The sequence below is a fragment of the Variovorax sp. Varisp46 genome, from assembly GCF_059491885.1.
This window is the reverse complement of sequence record NZ_CP168515.1, coordinates 5,662,245-5,681,739: the sequence shown is the minus strand read 5'-3', so window position 1 is coordinate 5,681,739 and position 19,495 is coordinate 5,662,245. Positions and strand designations below refer to the sequence as shown.

Here is a 19,495-nt window from a genome sequence, read left to right as displayed (position 1 = left end):
GCCGGTGACATAATCGCGCCTCGCTGCAACCGGAGATTCTTCCTATGGAAACCGCCCCGTCTCGGCAGCTTTCAACTCCCTTTCACTGACGCTTTTTTCGCGCGTCGGGCCCGGGAATTGAAAGCGCCCCTCCCTCGCCCAACGTTTCAGTCATACCCGGGAGTGAGCCCATGCTCAACATCTTTACGCTCGCCAACGGCCGCCTCGTCCAGGAAGAGATCGAGTCGCTCGAGGAGCTCTCCAGGTTCCAGCCGATCTGGGTCGACCTCGAGTCGCCCACGCTCGAAGAGAAGCGCTGGATCAAGCAGTACTACGGCCTCTCGATTCCCGAAGACGCGATGGACGAGGACATCGAGGAGTCGGCCCGCTTCTACGAGGAAGACAACGGCGAGCTGCACATCCGCTCCGACTTCCTGATCGACGACGACGAAGATCCGCGCTCGGTGCGCGTGGCGTTCATCCTGAACCAGCACAACACCGAGCTTCGCAGCCGCGGCGTGCTGTTCTCGATCCATGACGAGGACGTGCCCGTGTTCCGGCTGCTGCGCATGCGCGCGCGCCGCGCGCCCGGGCTCATCGAGGACGCGAAGGAAGTACTGCTCAAGCTGTTCGATGCCGACGCCGAGTACTCGGCCGACACGCTCGAGAACATCTACGACGAACTCGAGATCGCGGGCAAGAAAGTGCTCGAGGGCAACGTCAGCGACGAGTTGGCCGGCGAGGTGCTGGGCGCCATCGCCCGCCAGGAAGACTTGAACGGCCGCATCCGCCGCAACGTGATGGACACGCGCCGCGCGGTCAGCTTCATGATGCGCAGCCGCATGCTCAACGCCGAGCAGTTCGAGGAGGCGCGGCAGATCCTGCGCGACATCGAGTCGCTCGACAACCACACGGCCTTCCTGTTCGACAAGATCAACTTCCTGATGGATGCGACCGTCGGCTTCATCAACATCAACCAGAACAAGACCATCAAGATCTTCTCGGTGGCCAGCGTCGCATTGCTGCCGCCCACGCTGATCGCGAGCATCTACGGCATGAACTTCAAGTTCATGCCCGAGCTCGACTGGTCGCTGGGCTATCCGTATGCCATCGTGCTGATGGCGGCCAGCGCGCTGGTGCCGATGTGGTACTTCCGCCGGCGCGGCTGGCTCAAGTAGGCGCCGCGCGGCGGATGCTAGAGTGGCTGGCAGCAAGCGCTGACCCGGAGAGCCACAGTGCGCAGAATCCGCTTCCTCACCAACCGCCACCGCGCGCCGTCGACCAACACCGCGCTGGGCCTGCTGCTGGCCTTCAATGCCGGGGCCGTCAACGCGGGCGGATTCCTCGTGCTTCACATGTACACCTCGCACATGACCGGCTTCGCCTCGCAGCTGGCGGACGGCATGGTGCTGGGCAACGTCAAGCTGCTGCTGAACGCGCTCGGCGCGATCCTGGCCTTCGTGACCGGCGCCGCGGTCTGCGCCATGCTGGTGAACTGGGGCCGGCAGCACCGCATGCACGGCGTCTACGCCCTGCCGCTGATGCTCGAAGCTGCGCTGATGTTCCCATTCGGGCTCATGGGCGCGATCACGCTGACCTGGCCCACGCCCTTCGCCGTGCCGCTCACGGTGCTGCTGCTGTCCTTCATCATGGGCCTGCAGAACGCGGTGGCGTCGAAGACCTCGGGCGGCAGCATCCGCACCACCCACATGACGGGCAACATCACCGACATGGGGATCGAGATCGGCAAGATGCTCTACTGGAACGGCCGCGCCGGATCCGCCCCGATGGCGGTGCGCCACGACCGCCGCCGCATGCGCCGCGCTGGCGGCTTGGTCGGCATGTTCGTGCTCGGCGGGGCGGTGGGAGCGCTCGGCTTCAAGTACGTGGGGTTCGTCTGCGTCGTGCCACTGGCCGCGCTGCTGCTCGCACTGTCGATACCGCCGCTGCTGCGCGACATTCCGCGTCGCGGCGCCTCGCTCAGCTGACGGCCGGCAGCGTGGCGAGCCACGCGCCGACCAGCGCGAGGCTGTAGCGGCTCGCGACCAGCGAGACGAAGCGCGCGAAGTCGCCATGCGCTTCGTCGTCCGCGCGGTCGGAGATCGTTCGCATGGCCGCGAAGGGCACGCCGTAGTCGTGGCACACCTGCGCCACCGCCGCGCCTTCCATCTCGACCGCAAGCGCATCGGGCAGATCGCGCCGCAGCGCTTCGCTCTCGGCGGTGGTCGACACGAAGCGGTCGCCGCTCGCCAGCAGGCCCCGGTGCACCCTCGGCGACTGCAGGCCGAACTCGTCGACGGCCGCCCGTCCCGTCAGTGCCACTGGATCGCGCAGCACGCTGGCGGCGACGCCCGACAGCGCATCGCCGATCACGCGGTCCGCAACGAAACGCGACAGGCCCATCAACGGCACTTCGTACTTCGGGAAGATCGGAGATGCATCGAGATCGTGCTGCAGCAGTTCGGTCGCGACCACCACGTCCCCCACGCGCACGCCCGGCGCGAGCCCGCCCGCCACGCCCGTGAACACGAGGGCCCGCACGCCGAAGCGTTCAAGCAGCACCGTGGCGGTGACCGCGGCCGCGACCTTGCCGATGCGCGAGAGCACCGCAACCACGGGCTGGCCCTGCAGGTGGCCGACCCAGAAGTCGCGGCCGGCGACGCGCACGCGCTGCTCGTCGGGCATCTGCGCAAGGAGCGCACTCAACTCCTCGTGCATCGCGGCGACGATGGCAACGGGCGCGTGCATCGGCTACTTGATATCCACGCCGTAGAAGGTGTGGCGGCCGAACGGACTGAGCTTGAAGTCGACGACCTCCTTGCGCACCGGCTTCAGCTGCACCGCGTGCGCGATGGTGAACCACGGCGCCTGCTCCTTGAAGATGAGCTGTGCCTTCTTGTAGAGCGCGTCGCGCTCGGCCTGCTTGGTGACGCTCTTGGCCTTCACCACGAGGTCTTCGTACGGCTGGTAGCAGAACTTCGAGATGTTGCTGCCGCTGGCCGATTTGGCCGAAGCGCAACCCAGCAGCGTGTAGAGGAAGTTGTCGGGGTCCCCGTTGTCCCCGGTCCAGCCCAGCATGCCCATCTGGTGTTCGCCGGCCTGCAGGCGCTTGCGGTACTCGCCCCACTCGAAGCTCTTGATCTCGGCCTTGACGTTGATCTTGGCGAGGTCGGCCTGCATCAGCTCGGCGATGCGCTTGGCGTTCGGGTTGTACGGGCGCTGCACCGGCATGGCCCACAGGTCGGTCGAGAAGCCGTCGGGGAAGCCGGCCTGCGCCAGCAGCTTCTTCGCGGCTTCGGGGTCGTAGGGGTCGTCCTTCACCGCGTCGTTGTAGGACCACATGGTCGGCGGAATCGGGTTCTTCGCGGCCACGCCGGTCGAGAGGTACACGCCGTCGATGATGGCCTTCTTGTTGATCGCCATGTTGATGGCCTTGCGTACGCGCACGTCGTCGAAGGGCTTCTTCGTGGTGTTGTACGAGAGGTAGCCGACGTTCAGGCCGGGCTGCTCGAGCAGCTGAACATTCGGGTCCTTGCGGATCGCGTCGAGGTCGGCCGGGTTCGGGTACGGCATGACATGGCACTCGCCCTTCTGCAGCTTGGCCCAGCGCACCGATGCGTCGGGCGTGATCGCGAACACGAGGTCGTCGATCTTGGCCTTGCCGCCCCAGTACTGCGGGAAGGCCTTGAAGCGGATGATCGCGTCCTTCTGGTACTGCACGAGGTAGAACGGCCCGGTGCCGATCGGATCCTGGTCGACCTTCTCGGGCGTGCCGGCCTTCAGCATGGCGATGGCGTATTCCTTCGACTGGATGCCGGCGTACTGCATCGCCAGGTTGGCCAGGAACGGCGCCTCGGGCTGGTTGAGCACGATCTTCACCGTGTAGTCGTCGATGCGGTCCACCGTCTTCAGCAGCTTGGGCATGCCCATGTCGTTGAAGTACGAGTGGTTCTGGCTCGTGACCTTGAAGAACGGGTCGCTCTCCTTCCACTGGCGCTCGAGCATGAAGATGAAGTCGTCGGCGTTGAAGTCGCGCGTGGGCTTGAAGCTCTTGCTGGTGCTGTGCCACTTCACGCCCTTGCGCAGGTGGAAGGTGTACTGCGTGCCGTCGGCGGAGATGTCCCACTTCTCGGCCAGGCCCGGCACGACCTTGGTGCCGCCACGCTCGAATTCGACGATGGTGTTGTAGACCTGCGTGGTCACGTCGAACGAGGTGCCGGTGGTGTTCATCCCGGGGTAGAAGTTCTCCGGGCTTCCTTCGGAGCAATACACCAGCGTCTTGGCAGACACCGCGCCGCAGGCCAGGGTAAGGGCTGCAAGCGCTGTCGGCGCCAGGAGCGCCAGGCTTCGTGAGCGGCGCGAAACGGTGGGCTGGGTCTTCATGGGGACTCCTCGAGACAGGGTTGAGAAAAAGCCGCCGCCTACGGCGCGGCGAGCACGGGACCATCGGCGCGCACGGGGGCCGCACCATCGAGAAACTGCTCGGCGTAGTGGCAGGCCACCAGACGTTCGTCGAGTAAGCGCGGCAGTGGCCGCTCCTCGCGGCAGCGCGGTTGCACGTGCGGGCAACGCGTGCTGAAGACGCAGCCGGGAGGCGGGCTCAGCGGCGACGGCAGCTCGCCCTTGAGCACGATGCGCCGGCTGCTGAGCCCCGGCGTGGACGCCAGCAGCGCCTGCGTGTACGGATGCAGCGGCCGCGCGAAGATGCGCGACTTGGGGCCCTGCTCCACCGCGTGGCCGAGGTACATCACGAGCACGTCGTGCGCGATGTGGCGCACCACGCCCAGGTCGTGCGAGATGAAAAGGTAAGCCAGGCCCAGTTCGGCCTGCAGGTCGGCCAGCAAATTGAGCACCTGCGCCTGGATCGACACGTCGAGCGCAGACACCGGCTCGTCGGCCACAAGGAGGCGCGGGTTGAGCATCAGCGCGCGCGCGATGGCAATGCGCTGGCGCTGGCCGCCCGAGAACATGTGCGGGTAGCGGTTGGCGTACTCGGGCCGCAAGCCCACGCGCGCGAGCATGTCGCCGGCCCTGGCGGCGCGCTCCGACTTGCCCATGGTGGTGTTGATGGCGAGCGGATCCTCGAGCACCGTCGAGATCTTCTTGCGCGGATTGAGCGAGCCGTAGGGGTTCTGGAACACCAGCTGCACGGCCTGGCGCAGCTCGCGCCTGCGTTCGGACGGCGGGTTCACCGCGTCGGCCCCCACCAGCGTGAGCTGCCCCGCGGTCGGCTTCTCGATCAGCGCGACCATGCGCGCCAGCGTCGACTTGCCGCAGCCCGACTCGCCGACCACGGCCAGCGTGCGCCCGCGCTCGATGCGAAAGGAAATGTCGCCCACGGCCCGCAGGTGCGCGGGCGCGCGAAACAGCCCGCGGCGGATGTCGTAAGTGCGCTGGAGGTTGCTCGCCTCCACGACCACTTCGGTCGAAACGGCGTTCGATGTCCCGCTCATGGCAGCACCTCGATCGCCTGTTGCCGCGGCGGGTCTTGCGCGATGGCCGCCATGCGCCCCGGTTCGCCGAGCGGAAAGTGGCAGCGCACCTCGGCGCCCTGCGATTCGCGCAGCGCCGGCCGCACCTGGCAGGCACGCTCGGTGATGTAGCCGCAGCGCGGCGCGAACAGGCAGCCCGCGGGCCGGTCGTGCATGCCCGGCACCACGCCGCTGATGGTGGCGAGCCGCCCCTCGGGCGCAGCGCGTTCCGGCAGCGCCGCCAGCAGGGCCTCGGTGTACGGATGCTGCGGCGATGCGAAGAGCCGGTCGACGCGCTGGTGCTCCATCACCTGCCCCGCGTACATCACGGCGATGCGCTGCGCCATCTCGCTCACCACGCCCATGTTGTGCGTGATGAGCACCAGCGCCATGCCGCGCTCCTTCTGCAGCTCGCGCAGCAGGTCGAGGATCTGCGCCTGGATGGTCACGTCGAGCGCGGTGGTCGGCTCGTCGGCGATCAGGAGGCGCGGATTGCAGGCGATGGCCATGGCGATCATCACGCGCTGGTTCATGCCGCCCGAGAGCTGGTGCGGATAGCTGCCCAGGCGCGACGATGCGGCCGGAATGCCCACCTGCTCGAGCAGTTCGGTCGCGCGCTTCTTCGCTTCGCGCTTGTCGAGCTTCAGGTGCAGCCGCAGCGTCTCCATGAGCTGGAAGCCGATGGTGAAGCAGGGGTTGAGGCTGGTGGTCGGCTCCTGGAAGATCATCGCGACCTCCTTGCCGACCAACGCGCGGCGCGCCTTGTCGGAGATGCCGAGCAGGTCCTTGCCCGCGAAGCGCATGTGCTCGGCGCGCACGCGGCCCGGAAAGCCGACGAGGCCCATCAGCGCCATCATCGTGACGCTCTTGCCCGAACCCGACTCGCCGACGATGCCGAGCACCTCGCCTTCTTCGAGCGTGAGGCTCACGCCGTCCACCGCATGCAGCACGCCGCCCTGCGTCGGGAACTCGACGTGCAGGTCCTTGATGTCCAGGAGACTCATCTCACCCCCAGTCTTCGCGCACTTCGTGTCGCTGCGCCGACCCCCTTGCAGGGGGCGATACCTGCGGCCCGGCAAAGCCGGTTCCGCGGTATCCCTGGAATGAGGCGGTCAATACTGTTCATCGTTTCAATTTGGGGTCGAGCGCATCGCGCAGCCCGTCGCCCAGCAGGTTGAAGGCCAGCACGGCCGCAAGGATCGCCAGGCCCGGGAAGGTGACGACCCACCAGGCGCGCAGCACGAACTCGCGCGCGTCGGCCAGCATGGTTCCCCATTCGGGCGACGGCGGCTGCGCCCCCAGGCCGATGAAGCCGAGCGCGGCCGCATCGAGGATGGCGGTCGAGATGCCGAGCGAGGCCTGCACGATCAGCGGTGCGGCGCAATTGGGCAGCACCTCGCGGAACATCAGGCGCAGCGTGCCGGCACCGCTCACGCGTGCGGCGGTCACGTAGTCGCGCGAGATTTCGGCGATGACGGCCGCACGCGTGATGCGCACATAGTGCGGCAGCACGACGATGGCCACGGCGATCATCGCGTTGATCAGCCCCGGCCCGAGGATCGCGACGATCACGATCGCCATCAGCAGGCTCGGCATCGTGAGCACGATGTCCATCAACCGCATGATCGCGATCTCGAGCACGCCGCGGAAGAAGCCCGCGATCAGCCCGAGCACCACGCCCACGGCCACCGAAATGGCCACCACCGCGACGCCGATGGACAGCGACAGCCGTGCGCCGTGCATCAGGCGCGAGAGGATGTCGCGCCCGATCGCGTCGGTGCCGAGCAGGTAGCTCGCGGAACCGCCCTGCTGCCACGCTGGCGGCAGCAGGAAGACGGCGCTGTTGGTCTCGTTGGGCGCGTGCGGTGCGATCCACGGCGCGAACAGCGCGACCAGCAGCAGCACGACGATGGTGGCGAGCCCGATGACCGCGCCGCGGTTGGCGGAGAAGGCCGTCCAGAACTCGCGCCAGGGTCCTGGGGGCGCCGCGCTTCTTGTGCCGGCCGGGACTGCTTGTTGTGTCGTCGCCATGGCTTCAGTGCCTGATGCGCGGGTTGATGACGCCGTAGGCCACGTCGACCAGCAGGTTGACCAGCATCACGATTCCTCCGAGCAGCAGCATGCCGCCCTGCAGCACCGGATAGTCGCGCCGGCCGATGGCCTCGATGAGCCACTTGCCGACGCCGGGCCAGGAGAAGATGGTCTCGGTGAGGATGGCGCCCGTGAAGAGCACGCCCACCTGCAGCCCGATGACGGTCACGACCGGGATCAGCGCATTGCGCAGCGCATGCAGCCCCACCACGCGAAAGCGCGACAGCCCCTTGGCGCGCGCGGTGCGGATGTAGTCCTCGCCCAGCACTTCGAGCATGGCCGAGCGCGTCATGCGCGCAATGACCGCGAGCGGCACCGTGCCGAGCACGATGGCCGGCAGGATCAGGTGGTGCAATGCCGACCAGAAGGCACCGATGTCACCGGCGCGCAGGGAGTCGATCAGCAGGAAGCCGGTTTCGGGCTCGATGTAGTACTGCACCGCGATGCGCCCCGACACAGGCGTCCACCCGAGCTGCACCGAGAAGAACAGGATCAGCAGCAACCCCCACCAGAAGATCGGCATCGAGTAGCCGGTGAGCGAGGTGGCCATCACGCCGTGGTCGAAGATGGAATTGCGCCGCACTGCCGCGAGGATGCCGGCCGGCAGCCCGAGCAGCAGCGCGAAAAGAATGGCGCAGGCCGCGAGCTCGACGGTGGCCGGGAAGAGCGCAAGGAACTCGCTCATCACCGTGTCCTGCGTGATCAGCGACTTGCCGAGGTCGCCGTGCAGCACGCGCCCGATGTAGATGCCGTACTGCACGATCACCGGCTTGTCGAAGCCGTACGCGGTGCGCAGCTGGGCGTGGCGCACGGGGTCGATCCCGCGCTCGCCGGCCATCGTCTCGATGGGGTCGCCCGGCACCAGCCGGATGAGGAAGAAAGCGAGCAGCGTCATGCCGATGAAGGTCGGCACCAGCAGGCTCACGCGGGTCAGGAGGAATCGAAACATCGACCGCGAATATGCAAGATCGATGCCGCAGCCCTCACCGGGCCGAACCCTTACTTCTTCGCGTCGCGCAACTCGCGGCGAAGGATCTTTCCGACCGGTGTCTTCGGCATGTCGCTACGAAACTCCACGATTCGCGGCTGCTTGTAACCCGTAAGGTTTGCCCGGCAGTATTCGCGCACCTGCGCTTCCGTGAGCGAAGGGTCTTTCTTGACGATCACCAGCTTCACGGCCTCGCCGGTTTTCTCGTCGGGCACGCCGACCGCGGCGCATTCGAGCACGCCCGGAATCAGTGCAACCACGTCCTCGACCTCGTTCGGGTACACGTTGAAGCCCGACACCAGGATCATGTCCTTCTTGCGGTCGACCACCTTGAAGTAGCCGCGCTCGTCGACCACGCCGATGTCGCCGCTCTTGAAGTAACCGTCGGGCGTCATGACCTTGGCGGTCTCGTCGGGGCGCTGCCAGTAGCCGGCCATCACCTGCGGGCCCTTGATGGCGATTTCGCCGCGCTCGCCGGCCGGTACTTCGTTGCCGTCGTCGTCGAGCAGCTTGAGCCAGGTGCTCGGCAGCGGCAGGCCGATGGTGCCGGTGTAGGCAGTGCTGTTGGTCGGGTTGCAGGTGGCCGACGGCGAGGTTTCCGACAGGCCGTAGCCTTCGCAGATCGGGCAGCCGGTCTTCTCGAGCCACAGCTTCGCGACCGCGGCCTGCACCGCCATGCCGCCGCCGACCGAGACCTTGAGGTTCTTCCAGTTGACGGTGTTGAAGTCGGGGTGGTTCGCCAGCCCGTTGAACAGCGTGTTGACGGCCGGGAAGCTGTGGATGGTGTGCTTCGACAGCTCCTTCAGCACGCCCGCGATGTCACGCGGATTCGGAATCAGGATCAGCTTGCCGCCCGTGCGCATGTTCAGCATCATGCCGACCGTGAACGCGAAGATGTGATACAGCGGCAGGGCGCACACGCTGGTGGGCTGCTCGCCGGCCGGTACCTTGTTCATGACCGGCTCGTTCCACGCCTCGGACTGCAGCACGTTCGCGATCACGTTGCGATGCAGCAGCACTGCGCCCTTCGACACGCCGGTGGTGCCGCCGGTGTACTGCAGCACGGCCACGTCGTCGGGCCCGATGGCCACGGGCTTCACCGAAGCACTCGCGCCCTTGTCGAGCGCTTCGTTGAAGCGCACCGCACCCGGCAGGCTGAACTGGGGCACCAGCTTCTTGACGTTGCGCACCATGTAGTTGACGAGCGCACCCTTCAGGAAGCCGAGGCGGTCGCCCATGGAGGCCAGCACGATGTGCTTGATCGGCGTGGCTGCGATGCACTGCTGCAGCGTGGTGCCGAAGTTCTCCATGATGACGATGGCCTTCGCGCCCGAGTCCTTGAGCTGGTGCTCGAGTTCGCGCGGCGTGTACAGCGGGTTCACGTTGACCAGGATCAGGCCGGCGCGCAGGGTGCCCGCCACCGCGATCGGGTACTGCGGGCAGTTGGGCATCATGACCGCCACGCGGTCACCCTTGGCCAGGCCCAGACTCTGCAGGTAACCTGCGAAGGCCTTGCTCTGCCTGTCGGTCTCGCCGTAGCTGATGTCCTTGCCCATGAAGCTGTAGGCCGTGCGGTCGGCGTACTTCGCGAAGCTCTCTTCCATGAGTGCGACCAGCGAGGTGTACTGCGAGGCATCGATATCGGCGGGCACGCCCTGCGGATAGCTGCTGAGCCAGGGACGATCGGTCATTGGATTTGTCTCCTCCGGGAGTCGGACTGTTGAAAACGAAAACGGCGCACGAGGTGGCGCCGCGAAGAGCTCGCCCGCTGCGCGGGCGTGGACCTTCGGCCTATTCGATGGCCTTGCCCATATCTTCCACTACTTTTTTTGCGTCGCCAAAGACCATCATCGTCTTGTCCATGTAGAACAGCTCGTTGTCCAGGCCCGCATAACCGGCGGCCATGGAGCGCTTGTTCACGATGACGGTCTTAGCCTTGTAGGCCTCCAGGATCGGCATGCCGTAGATCGGCGTGCCCTTGGTGAGCGCGGCCGGGTTCACCACGTCGTTGGCCCCCAGGATGATCGCCACGTCCGCCTGCGCAAACTCGCCGTTGATGTCTTCCATCTCGAACACCTGGTCGTACGGCACCTCGGCCTCGGCCAGCAGCACGTTCATGTGGCCCGGCATGCGCCCGGCCACCGGGTGGATCGCGTACTTCACCGTCACGCCCTTGTGCGTGAGCTTCTCCGCCAGCTCATTGACCGCATGCTGCGCGCGCGCCACCGCCAGGCCGTAGCCCGGCACGATGATCACGGTCTCGGCGTTGGACAGCATGTAGGCCGCGTCGTCGGCGCTGCCGCTCTTGACCGGACGCTGTTCCTTCGCACCGCCGCCCGCGCTGACCGCCTCGCCGCCAAAGCCGCCCAGGATCACGTTGAAGAACGAGCGGTTCATCGCCTTGCACATGATGTAGCTCAGGATCGCGCCCGAGCTGCCCACGAGGCTGCCCGCCACGATCAGCATCGCGTTGTTCAGGCTGAAGCCGATGCCCGCGGCCGCCCAGCCCGAGTAGCTGTTGAGCATCGACACCACCACCGGCATGTCGGCCCCGCCGATCGGGATGATGATGAGCACGCCCATCACGAAGGCCAGCGCCAGCATCGCGAAGAAGGCCGGCCAGCTCTCGGTGAACATGAACACCAGACCCAGCCCGATCATGGCCAGGCCGAGCACGAGGTTCAGCATGTGCTGGCCCGCGAACTGCACCGGCGCGCCCTGGAACAGGCGGAACTTGTAGGTGCCCGAGAGCTTGCCGAAGGCGATGACCGAGCCGCTGAAGGTGATGGCGCCGATGGCCGCCCCCAGGAACAGCTCGAGCCGGTTGCCGGTGGGAATGGCCGCGCCCTTGGCGATGCCTTCGAGCATGGCCGCGGGTTCGACCACGGCCGCGACCGCGATGAACACCGCCGCCAGGCCGATCATGCTGTGGAAGAAGGCCACCAGCTCGGGCATCTTGGTCATCTCGACCGTCTTGGCGCGCCAGGCGCCGTAGCCGCCGCCGGCCACCAGCCCCAGCAGCACCCAGGCCAGGCCCATGAGGTGGCCGCCGGCGATGTTGTAGATCAGCGCGCCGGTGGTGAGCACGGCGATGGCCATGCCGGCCATGCCGAAGACGTTGCCGCGGATCGAAGTGGTGGGATGGCTCAGGCCCTTCAAGGCCTGGATGAAGCAGACGCTGGCGATCAGGTACAGCAGCGTGACGACGTTCATGCTCATTGGGCTGCTCCTGCGTCAGCCTTCGGTGCGGCCTTCTTTTCCTTCTTCTTGAACATCTCGAGCATGCGCCGCGTGACGAGGAAGCCGCCGAAGATGTTCACCGCCGCGAGAGCGACCGCGAGCACCCCCATGGTCTTGCCCAGGCCTGTTTCGGTGAGCGCGGCCGCCAGCATGGCGCCCACGATCACGATGGCCGAGATGGCGTTGGTCACGGCCATCAGCGGCGTGTGCAGCGCGGGCGTGACGGTCCACACCACGTGGTAGCCCACGTAGATGGCCAGCACGAAGATGATCAGGTTGATGACGGTATGGGAAACGGGATCCATGGGTTCTTCTCCTCGCGTGTTCGCTTACTTCTTCGTGACCTGGCCGTCCTGCGTGACGCGGCAGGCGGCGACGATGTCGTCCTCGAGGTCGATCTTCAGCGCGCCCTCCTTGGTGACGATGAGCTTGAGGAAGTCGAGCACGTTGCGTGCATAGAGCGCCGAGGCGTCGGCCGCGACCAGCGCGGCGAGGTTGGTCTCGCCCACGATGGTCACGCCGTGCTTGATCACGGTCCTGTCGGCCTCCGACAGCGGGCAGTTGCCGCCCACGCCGTCGGGCCCCTTGCCGGCTGCGATGTCGACGATGACGGAACCCGGCTTCATCGACTTGACCATGTCCTCGGTGATGAGCGTCGGCGCGGCGCGCCCCGGGATGAGTGCAGTGCTGATGACGACATCGGCGAGCGCCACGCGCTTGGCGACTTCGATCTGCTGGCGCGCGAGCCAGCTCGCGGGCATCGGCTTGGCGTAGCCGCCGACGCCGACGGCTGCTTCCTTTTCTTCATCGGTGTCGTAGGAGACTTCGATGAACTTGCCGCCCAGCGATTCGATCTGCTCCTTCACGCTGGGACGCACGTCGGAAGCCTCGATGACGGCACCCAGGCGCTTGGCGGTGGCAATGGCCTGCAGGCCCGCCACGCCGACGCCCAGGATGACCACGCGTGCAGCCTTCACGGTGCCGGCGGCGGTCATCAGCATGGGGAAGAAGCGCTGGTACTTGTCGGCCGCGATCATCACGGCCTTGTAGCCGGCGATGTTGGCCTGCGATGAGAGCACGTCCATGCTCTGGGCGCGGGTGGTGCGCGGGGCGGCTTCGAGCGCGAAGCCGGTGACACCGGCGGAGGCCAGGCGTTGCAGGCCTGCGGCATCGAAGGGATTGAGCATGCCGATGACGACGGCGCCGGACTTCAGCAGCGCGGTCTCCGCATCGGTGGGCGTGCGCACCTTGAGCACCATGTCGGCGGCAAATGCGGCGTTCATGTTGGTGATCTCGGCACCGGCGGCCTGGTAGGCGGCATCGGTGACGCTGGCGGCAACGCCAGCCCCCGACTGCACCCGTACGGTGTGCCCCGAGGCCACCAGTTTCTTCACCGTCTCGGGCGTAACGGCCACGCGGGTTTCGCCGGCCGTCGTCTCGGCAGGCACGCCTATCAGCATAGAGATCTCCTCAGAGCAAGGGGGCAAACGGAACGCGGGCAGAGCTTACAGCAAGATTACAAGCCTTCGTTGTCGCAAAAACGCTCTGTGGTTTTCACCCCAAAGTGCCGATGAACGTTGTCGCCACCGCTATTCATTCAATAGCGAATTCGGATATTCGATAGCGCGTTCGAGGGAGGCGACACGCGCCCATCCTCGACTGGCCAAGAAAATTAAGGCCGTTTGTCCAGTAAAAAATTGTTAACAGTCATTAATGAGATTCACAATCCAATTCACCATTTGCATCTAATTGTGACCAAATTTATTAACAATTAATCTGGAAAATGCGATTTGCGTGCATTAGTTGCGGCCTTTGAACTTTACGTTAGTCGCAGATGGATACACTTCGACCCCAAATCGTCAGCTCACCGAGACTGACGAAGGAGGAAGAAGGGGATGGAATGCGAATTGCAGTACTCGACGACGGTGTAGATCAACCCAAGCGGATCAGCCAAACCATGACGGCACTCGAGCACGAGTGCCATTCCTATACGGAAGGAAGGGCGCTGTTGCAGGCGATGCGCCGGCAGACCTTCGACCTGCTGATACTCGACTGGAATCTGCCCGACATGAAGGGCCCCGACGTCGTGAAGTCCATCCGCCGCGAACTCAACAGCCGGCTTCCCATTCTTTTCGTGACCGACAGGCACGACGAGGGAGATTTGGTCGAAGGCCTCAATGCGGGCGCGGACGACTTCATGGTCAAGCCCGCCCGCGCCGGTGAACTCGAAGCTCGCGTGAATGCGCTGCTGCGCCGCTCCTACCCGGCCCAGCACGAGGCCGAGCTGATCTTCGGCCCCTACCACTTCTATCCGCCCTCGCGGCTCCTGAAGGTTCGCGGGGTGCAGGTCGAGTTGAAGAACCGGGAGTACGAACTCGCGCTGTTCCTGTTCCAGAACCTCGGGCGGCTGCTCTCGCGCGAACACCTGCACGAGGCCGTCTGGGGCCTTGGCGTCGAGGCGCTGTCGCGATCGCTCGACACCCACATCTCGCGCCTGCGGACCAAGCTCGACCTGCGCCCCGCGAATGGTTTCCTGCTGCTGGCCATCTACGGCCTGGGGTACAGGCTGGAAACGATCGAGGCCGATGCGCTGTCGGGGACCGGCGTGCGCTGAGCCGGGAATCTCCGGCACGCTAAAGTCTCGAACGGTTTCCACCGTTGCGCCCCCAGCCTTGCAGGATTGGCTGTGAGCCCCCAGAAAGATTGAGACGAATGAACCCGATGATCCGATTGCTGCTCGCAGCCACGTTGCTCTGGAGCTGGTTCGGCCCGGCCGCCGCACAAGAGGTCGAAGCCAGCGACATGGTGCGAGGCGGCATGCAGGCGATCCAGATGATCGACCAGGGCAAGGCCGGCGAACTGTGGGACGGCGCCACCCCCGCCGCCCGCAAGCGCGTGACGCGCAACGATTTCACCACCCAGATCGCCAGGAGTCGCGCCCCGATCGGCGCACCGCAGATGCGCATCTGGGTGTCGGTCAACCGCCAGATCGTGGCCGACGCCGACGGCGATACGGCCGGCCAGTACGTCAGCGTCGAATACGAGACCCGCTTCGCGAACAAGCCCGACGGCACCTTGCGCGAACTCGTGAGCTTTCACCTCGACAGCGATCGTGTCTGGCGCTTCAGCGGCTACGCGCTGAAATAAGAAGGCCGAAAACATGGCAGCAGGCCCGCGCTGGAAACCCAACGTCACCGTGGCCGCGGTGATCGAGCGCGACGGGCGCTTCCTGCTGGTCGAGGAGCAGACTGCCGATGGCCTGCGGCTCAACACGCCCGCGGGGCACCTCGACCCCGGCGAATCCCCGGCCGAGGGCTGCGTGCGCGAAACCCTCGAGGAAACCGCCCATCATTTCACGCCAACGGCGCTCATCGGCGTCTACATGGCGCGCTCCCGGCCGCTGGCCGAGCGGAGCGAAGACACCACCTACATGCGCTTCGCCTTCGCGGGCACGCTGGGCGCGTTCGAAGAAGGCCGCCCGCTCGATGAAGGCATCGTGCGCACCGTCTGGATGACGGCGGATGAAATCCGCGCCAGCGTGGCGCGGCACCGCAGCCCGCTGCTGCTGCAGTGCATCGAAGACCATCTGGCGGGCAAGCGCCACCCGCTGGACGTGGTCCACGTCGACGAATCGGTGCGCTCGGCGCCCTGAGTCAGACGATGACGCCGCCGCCAAGGCAGCGTTCGCCGTCGTAGAGCACGGCCGACTGCCCCGGCGTAACGGCCCATTGCGGCTCACCGAAGCGCAAGGCGAAGGCGGCGCCGGAGTCTTCCCCAGCATCCATTTCGCAGGCCGCATCGGCCTGCCGGTAGCGCGCCTTCGAGCCGTAGCTGCCCGGCGCCGGCGGCTCGCCGGAGACCCAGCTCGCATCGTCCGCCTTCAGCGCCGACGACAGCAGCCACGGATGGTCGTGCCCCTGCACCACCCACAGCGTGTTCTTCTCGACGTCCTTGCGCGCCACGAACCACGGCGAATGGTCGCCCGAGCCGCGCTGCGCGCCCTTTTCCTTCACGCCGCCGATGCCCAGCCCCTGCCGCTGCCCCAGCGTGTAGAAGCTCAGCCCCTGGTGCTCGCCCAGCTTGCGGCCGCGGTCGTCCTTGATGGGGCCGGGCTCCTTGGAGATGTAGCGGTTGAGGAACTCACGGAACGGCCGTTCGCCGATGAAGCAGATGCCGGTCGAGTCCTTCTTCTTCGCGTTGGGCAGGCCGATCTCTTCCGCGATGCGGCGCACCTCGGTCTTGTGCAGTTCGCCGACCGGGAACAGCGTCTTCGACAGCTGCGCCTGGTTCAGGCGGTGCAGGAAGTAGCTCTGGTCCTTCGACGGATCGAGCCCCTTGAGCAGTTCGTGCTTGCCGGTGCCCTCGTTCAGGCGCACGCGCGCATAGTGCCCGGTCGCGATCTTCTCGGCACCGAGCCGCATGGCATGGTCGAGGAAGGCCTTGAACTTGATCTCGGCGTTGCACAGCACGTCGGGGTTCGGCGTGCGGCCGGCCTTGTATTCGCGCAGGAACTCGGCGAACACGCGGTCCTTGTAGTCGGCCGCGAAGTTGACGTGCTCGATCTCGATGCCCAGCACGTCGGCCACGCTGGCGGCGTCCACGAAGTCGATGTTCGACGAGCAATATTCGCTGTCGTCGTCGTCTTCCCAGTTCTTCATGAAGATGCCGACCACCTCGTGCCCCTGCTGCTTGAGCAGGTGCGCCGTCACCGCGGAGTCCACTCCGCCACTCAGTCCCACAACGATCCGATGCTTTGCCATAAGCCCCCTATTGTCCCAGCCCCGTCGAAGGGGCTTCCGGCGTGTGGGAAATCGGGAAAACCCGTGTCGCCGGTTTGTCAGCCCACGGGCCATCGACGGGAGGGCCGGCGCTAAAGTGATTCCGGACGAAGCGGCAGCAAGACCCGCCACGCCATTCACGACAACAGCAAGCGGAGACAAGACGCATGGCCACACCTTCCACCGCCTCGAATTCCGGCGACACCCTCCCCTGGACACGCGCCTACCCCGCGGGCATGCGCTGGGACGCCGAGCTGCCCGTGAAGCCGGTGCAGCAGATGCTCGACGAGGCCGTCGAGCGCTGGCCCGAGCGCTCCGCCGTCGAGTTCATGGGCCAGGTCATCACCTACCGCGAACTCGGCGCCGCCGTCGAGCGCGCGGCCAAGGGCCTGCAGGACCTGGGCGTGAAGCCCGGCGTGCACGTGGGCCTCTACCTGCCGAACACGCCGCACTACCCGATCGCCTTCTTCGCCGTGCTGAAAGCCGGCGGCACGGTGGTGAACTATTCGCCGCTCGACGCCGAGCGCGTGCTGGCCCACAAGATCGAGGACAGCCGCACCGACATCCTGGTCACGCTCGACCTCGTCAACCTCTACCCGCAGATGGCGCGCCTGCTCGACAACTCCCGCCTGAAGACGCTGGTGGTCGGCAGCCTCGGCGACTACGGCGCCATGGGCGACAAGGTGCAGGCCCAGCTGCAGGGCGCCGGCCAGATCGCCCCCGTGCCCGTGGACGACCGGCACGTGCGCTTCACCGACCTGCTCAGGAGCGAAGGCGCCCACAAGACCTATCCGCTGGGCGACCTCGCCGAAGAGATCGTGGTGCTCCAGTACACCGGCGGCACCACCGGCCTGCCCAAGGGCGCGATGCTCACGCACGCCAATCTCACGTCGGCCTCGGCGCAGTACTACGAATCGACCAAGGGCGATCCGCCCATCCTGGTCGAGGGCACCGAGCGCTTCCTGGTGGTGCTGCCGCTCTTCCACATCTTCGCGCTCAGCGCCGCGATGCTGCTTGGCGTGCGCCTGGGCGCGGCGCTGGTGCTGCACACGCGCTTCGACGTCGACGCGGTGATGAACGAGCTCGCCGCCAGCCGGATCAGCGTGTTCCCCGGCGTGCCGACGATGTACACCGCCATCCTCTCGCACCCCAAGGCGAAGGAGATGGACCTGCGCTCGCTCAAGTTCTGCGGCTCCGGCGGCGCGCCGCTGCCGGTGGAAGTGGAGCAGCGCTTCTTCGAGCTCACCGGCTGCCACCTCAACGAGGGCTGGGGCATGACCGAGACCTCGCCCGTGGGCACCTTCACGCCCGCACGCGGCCTGCGCAAGGCAGGCTCGTGCGGCATGCCGCTGCCGCAGGTGCGCATCAAGCTCGTGAGCCTGGACGATCCCTCGAAGGACGTCACCGCCTTCGGCGAGGCTGGCGAGCTCTGCATCAAGGGCCCGAACGTGATGAAGGGCTACTGGAACAACCCCAAGGCCACGGCCGAGTCGATGACGGCCGACGGCTACTTCCGCAGCGGCGACGTGGCGAAGATGGATTCCGACGGCTACCTCTACATCGTCGACCGCACCAAGGACATGCTGCTTTGCGGCGGCTACAACGTCTATCCGCGCGTGCTGGAAGAGGCGGTGTACGAGCATCCCTCGGTGGCCGAGGTCTGCGTGATCGGCATCCCCGACGAGTACCGCGGCCAGTCGCCCAAGGCCTTCGTGAAGCTGAAGGAAGGCGCGCCCGAATTGACGCTCGACGAGCTCAAGTCATTCCTGAAGAACCGCCTGGGCAAGCACGAGATGATCGGCGCGCTGGAGATCCGCGCCGAGCTGCCCAAGACACCCGTGGGCAAGCTCTCGAAGAAGGATCTCGTCGATGAGGAAGCCCGCAAGCGGGCGGCGTGAGCCAGGCTACTGCTTCTTCTGCTGGCCGAAAGCCTCGGCCAGCAGCTCGTAGGAGCGCAGCCGGGCGACATGGTCGAACACCTGTGAGGTGATCATGAGTTCGTCGGCGCCGGTGCGTGCGACGAAAGCTTCCACGCCCTTCTTCACCGTCTCGACCGAGCCGACCGCCGAGCACGACAGCACCGAGTCGAGCAGCGCGTTCTCCGCCGGCCCGACCTTCTGGCGGTAGTTTTCCACCGGCGGCGGCAGGCGCCCCGGCCGGCCGCTGCGCAGGTTCACGAAAGCCTGCTGCCACGAGGTGGCGCGGAACTCGGCTTCGGCATCGGTGTCGGCCGCGAACACGTTGAAGCCCAGCATCACGTACGGCCTCTGCAGCTGCGCCGAGGGCTTGAAGGTCTCGCGATAGATCTGGATGGCCTGCATGATCTGCTGCGGCGCGAAGTGCGAGGCAAAGGCGTAGGGCAGGCCCAGGTGCGCCGCGAGCTGCGCGCCGAAGGTGCTCGAACCGAGGATCCACACCGGCACCTCGAGCCCCGCGCCGGGCACGGCCCGCACCGGCTGCTGCGGCGTCTTCGACATGAAGTCCATCAGCTCGATCACGTCCTGCGGAAACTGGTCCGCGTCCGATTCAAGGTTGCGCCGCAAGGCCCGCGCGGTGCGCTGGTCGGAGCCCGGTGCGCGCCCGAGGCCGAGGTCGATGCGCCCCGGGTACAGCGACTCTAGCGTGCCGAACTGCTCGGCGATCACGAGCGGCGAATGGTTCGGCAGCATCACGCCGCCGGCGCCGATGCGGATGGTCGACGTGCCCGCCCCCACATACGACAGCAGCACCGCAGTGGCCGCGCTCGCGATGCCCGGCATGCCGTGGTGCTCGGCCAGCCAGTAGCGCGTGTAGCCCAGCTTCTCGCCATGCTGCGCCAGCGAGAGCGAGTTGCGGAACGACTGCGCGGCGTCGCTGCCTTCGGTGATCGGGGAAAGGTCGAGGATCGATAACGGAATCATGGCGCGATCATGGCGCGAACCGCCGAAGCCGTCGCGCGAGGGGCTATT

18 protein-coding genes are annotated in these 19,495 nt (G+C 66.4%); 6 read left to right on the top strand and 12 right to left on the bottom strand.

Going from position 1 to position 19,495, the window contains the following annotated elements:
- Positions 1-170 precede the first annotated feature (170 nt).
- Complete coding sequence (gene corA, locus ACEN9N_RS26885; RefSeq protein WP_007832681.1) at positions 171-1,157, top strand: magnesium/cobalt transporter CorA; 987 nt, start codon at positions 171-173, stop codon at positions 1,155-1,157.
- A gap of 57 nt (positions 1,158-1,214) precedes the next feature.
- Positions 1,215-1,967 (top strand): YoaK family protein, encoded by a 753-nt coding sequence (locus ACEN9N_RS26880; RefSeq protein ID WP_007832679.1) that lies wholly within the window; start codon positions 1,215-1,217, stop codon positions 1,965-1,967.
- Here the strand turns inward: ACEN9N_RS26880 and ACEN9N_RS26875 are convergent.
- The 10 genes from ACEN9N_RS26875 to ACEN9N_RS26830 all read right to left on the bottom strand — a co-directional run bounded on the left by ACEN9N_RS26875 (position 1,960) and on the right by ACEN9N_RS26830 (position 13,229).
- On the bottom strand, positions 1,960-2,727 hold the full coding sequence (locus tag ACEN9N_RS26875; protein WP_413312436.1) for a 5'-methylthioadenosine/adenosylhomocysteine nucleosidase: 768 nt from the start codon (positions 2,725-2,727) through the stop codon (positions 1,960-1,962). The two genes, ACEN9N_RS26880 and ACEN9N_RS26875, sit on opposite strands and share 8 nt — an antisense overlap.
- 3 nt (positions 2,728-2,730) lie before the next feature.
- Positions 2,731-4,362, bottom strand: a complete 1,632-nt coding sequence (locus tag ACEN9N_RS26870; protein WP_007832675.1) for an ABC transporter substrate-binding protein — start codon at positions 4,360-4,362, stop codon at positions 2,731-2,733.
- A gap of 38 nt (positions 4,363-4,400) precedes the next feature.
- Positions 4,401-5,432, bottom strand: coding sequence for a dipeptide ABC transporter ATP-binding protein (locus tag ACEN9N_RS26865; RefSeq protein ID WP_413312434.1), 1,032 nt, complete (start codon positions 5,430-5,432; stop codon positions 4,401-4,403).
- On the bottom strand, positions 5,429-6,454 hold the full coding sequence (locus ACEN9N_RS26860) for an ABC transporter ATP-binding protein (RefSeq protein ID WP_495654932.1): 1,026 nt from the start codon (positions 6,452-6,454) through the stop codon (positions 5,429-5,431). The genes ACEN9N_RS26865 and ACEN9N_RS26860 overlap by 4 nt, the downstream gene beginning before the upstream one ends.
- 118 nt (positions 6,455-6,572) lie before the next feature.
- The gene (locus ACEN9N_RS26855; protein ID WP_007828433.1) at positions 6,573-7,481 is read right to left on the bottom strand and encodes an ABC transporter permease subunit; all 909 of its coding nucleotides are present in this window, start codon (positions 7,479-7,481) and stop codon (positions 6,573-6,575) included.
- Between the two features lie 4 nt (positions 7,482-7,485).
- Positions 7,486-8,490 (bottom strand): ABC transporter permease subunit, encoded by a 1,005-nt coding sequence (locus ACEN9N_RS26850; protein WP_056515149.1) that lies wholly within the window; start codon positions 8,488-8,490, stop codon positions 7,486-7,488.
- A 50-nt stretch (positions 8,491-8,540) separates the two neighbouring features.
- On the bottom strand, positions 8,541-10,220 hold the full coding sequence (locus ACEN9N_RS26845; protein WP_413312430.1) for a long-chain-fatty-acid--CoA ligase: 1,680 nt from the start codon (positions 10,218-10,220) through the stop codon (positions 8,541-8,543).
- 100 nt (positions 10,221-10,320) lie between these two features.
- Entirely contained in the window at positions 10,321-11,748 is a 1,428-nt protein-coding gene (locus tag ACEN9N_RS26840) for an NAD(P)(+) transhydrogenase (Re/Si-specific) subunit beta (protein WP_495654931.1), read from the bottom strand.
- Positions 11,745-12,074 (bottom strand): NAD(P) transhydrogenase subunit alpha part 2, encoded by a 330-nt coding sequence (locus ACEN9N_RS26835; protein ID WP_007828438.1) that lies wholly within the window; start codon positions 12,072-12,074, stop codon positions 11,745-11,747. Before ACEN9N_RS26835 ends, ACEN9N_RS26840 begins: the two co-directional genes overlap by 4 nt.
- Positions 12,075-12,098: 24 nt before the next feature.
- Complete coding sequence (locus ACEN9N_RS26830) at positions 12,099-13,229, bottom strand: Re/Si-specific NAD(P)(+) transhydrogenase subunit alpha (RefSeq protein WP_413312428.1); 1,131 nt, start codon at positions 13,227-13,229, stop codon at positions 12,099-12,101.
- Between the two features lie 440 nt (positions 13,230-13,669).
- On the opposite strand from ACEN9N_RS26830, the gene ACEN9N_RS26825 reads away from it, so the two are divergent.
- The 3 genes from ACEN9N_RS26825 to ACEN9N_RS26815 all read left to right on the top strand — a co-directional run bounded on the left by ACEN9N_RS26825 (position 13,670) and on the right by ACEN9N_RS26815 (position 15,421).
- A complete protein-coding gene (locus ACEN9N_RS26825; protein ID WP_042672645.1) occupies positions 13,670-14,383 on the top strand; it encodes a response regulator transcription factor in 714 nt (237 codons plus the stop codon).
- A gap of 98 nt (positions 14,384-14,481) precedes the next feature.
- Positions 14,482-14,916, top strand: a complete 435-nt coding sequence (locus tag ACEN9N_RS26820) for a DUF4019 domain-containing protein (protein WP_413312426.1) — start codon at positions 14,482-14,484, stop codon at positions 14,914-14,916.
- Between the two features lie 13 nt (positions 14,917-14,929).
- Positions 14,930-15,421, top strand: a complete 492-nt coding sequence (locus ACEN9N_RS26815; protein ID WP_495654930.1) for an NUDIX hydrolase — start codon at positions 14,930-14,932, stop codon at positions 15,419-15,421.
- Position 15,422: 1 nt separating this feature from the next.
- On the opposite strand, the gene mnmA is transcribed toward ACEN9N_RS26815, so the two are convergent.
- Entirely contained in the window at positions 15,423-16,529 is a 1,107-nt protein-coding gene (gene mnmA, locus ACEN9N_RS26810) for a tRNA 2-thiouridine(34) synthase MnmA (protein WP_495654929.1), read from the bottom strand.
- A gap of 185 nt (positions 16,530-16,714) precedes the next feature.
- Between mnmA and ACEN9N_RS26805 the strand changes: the two genes are divergently transcribed.
- On the top strand, positions 16,715-18,445 hold the full coding sequence (locus tag ACEN9N_RS26805; protein WP_495654928.1) for a long-chain-fatty-acid--CoA ligase: 1,731 nt from the start codon (positions 16,715-16,717) through the stop codon (positions 18,443-18,445).
- Positions 18,446-18,451: 6 nt separating this feature from the next.
- On the opposite strand, the gene ACEN9N_RS26800 is transcribed toward ACEN9N_RS26805, so the two are convergent.
- Positions 18,452-19,447, bottom strand: a complete 996-nt coding sequence (locus ACEN9N_RS26800; protein WP_495654927.1) for an LLM class flavin-dependent oxidoreductase — start codon at positions 19,445-19,447, stop codon at positions 18,452-18,454.
- Positions 19,448-19,495 lie beyond the last annotated feature (48 nt).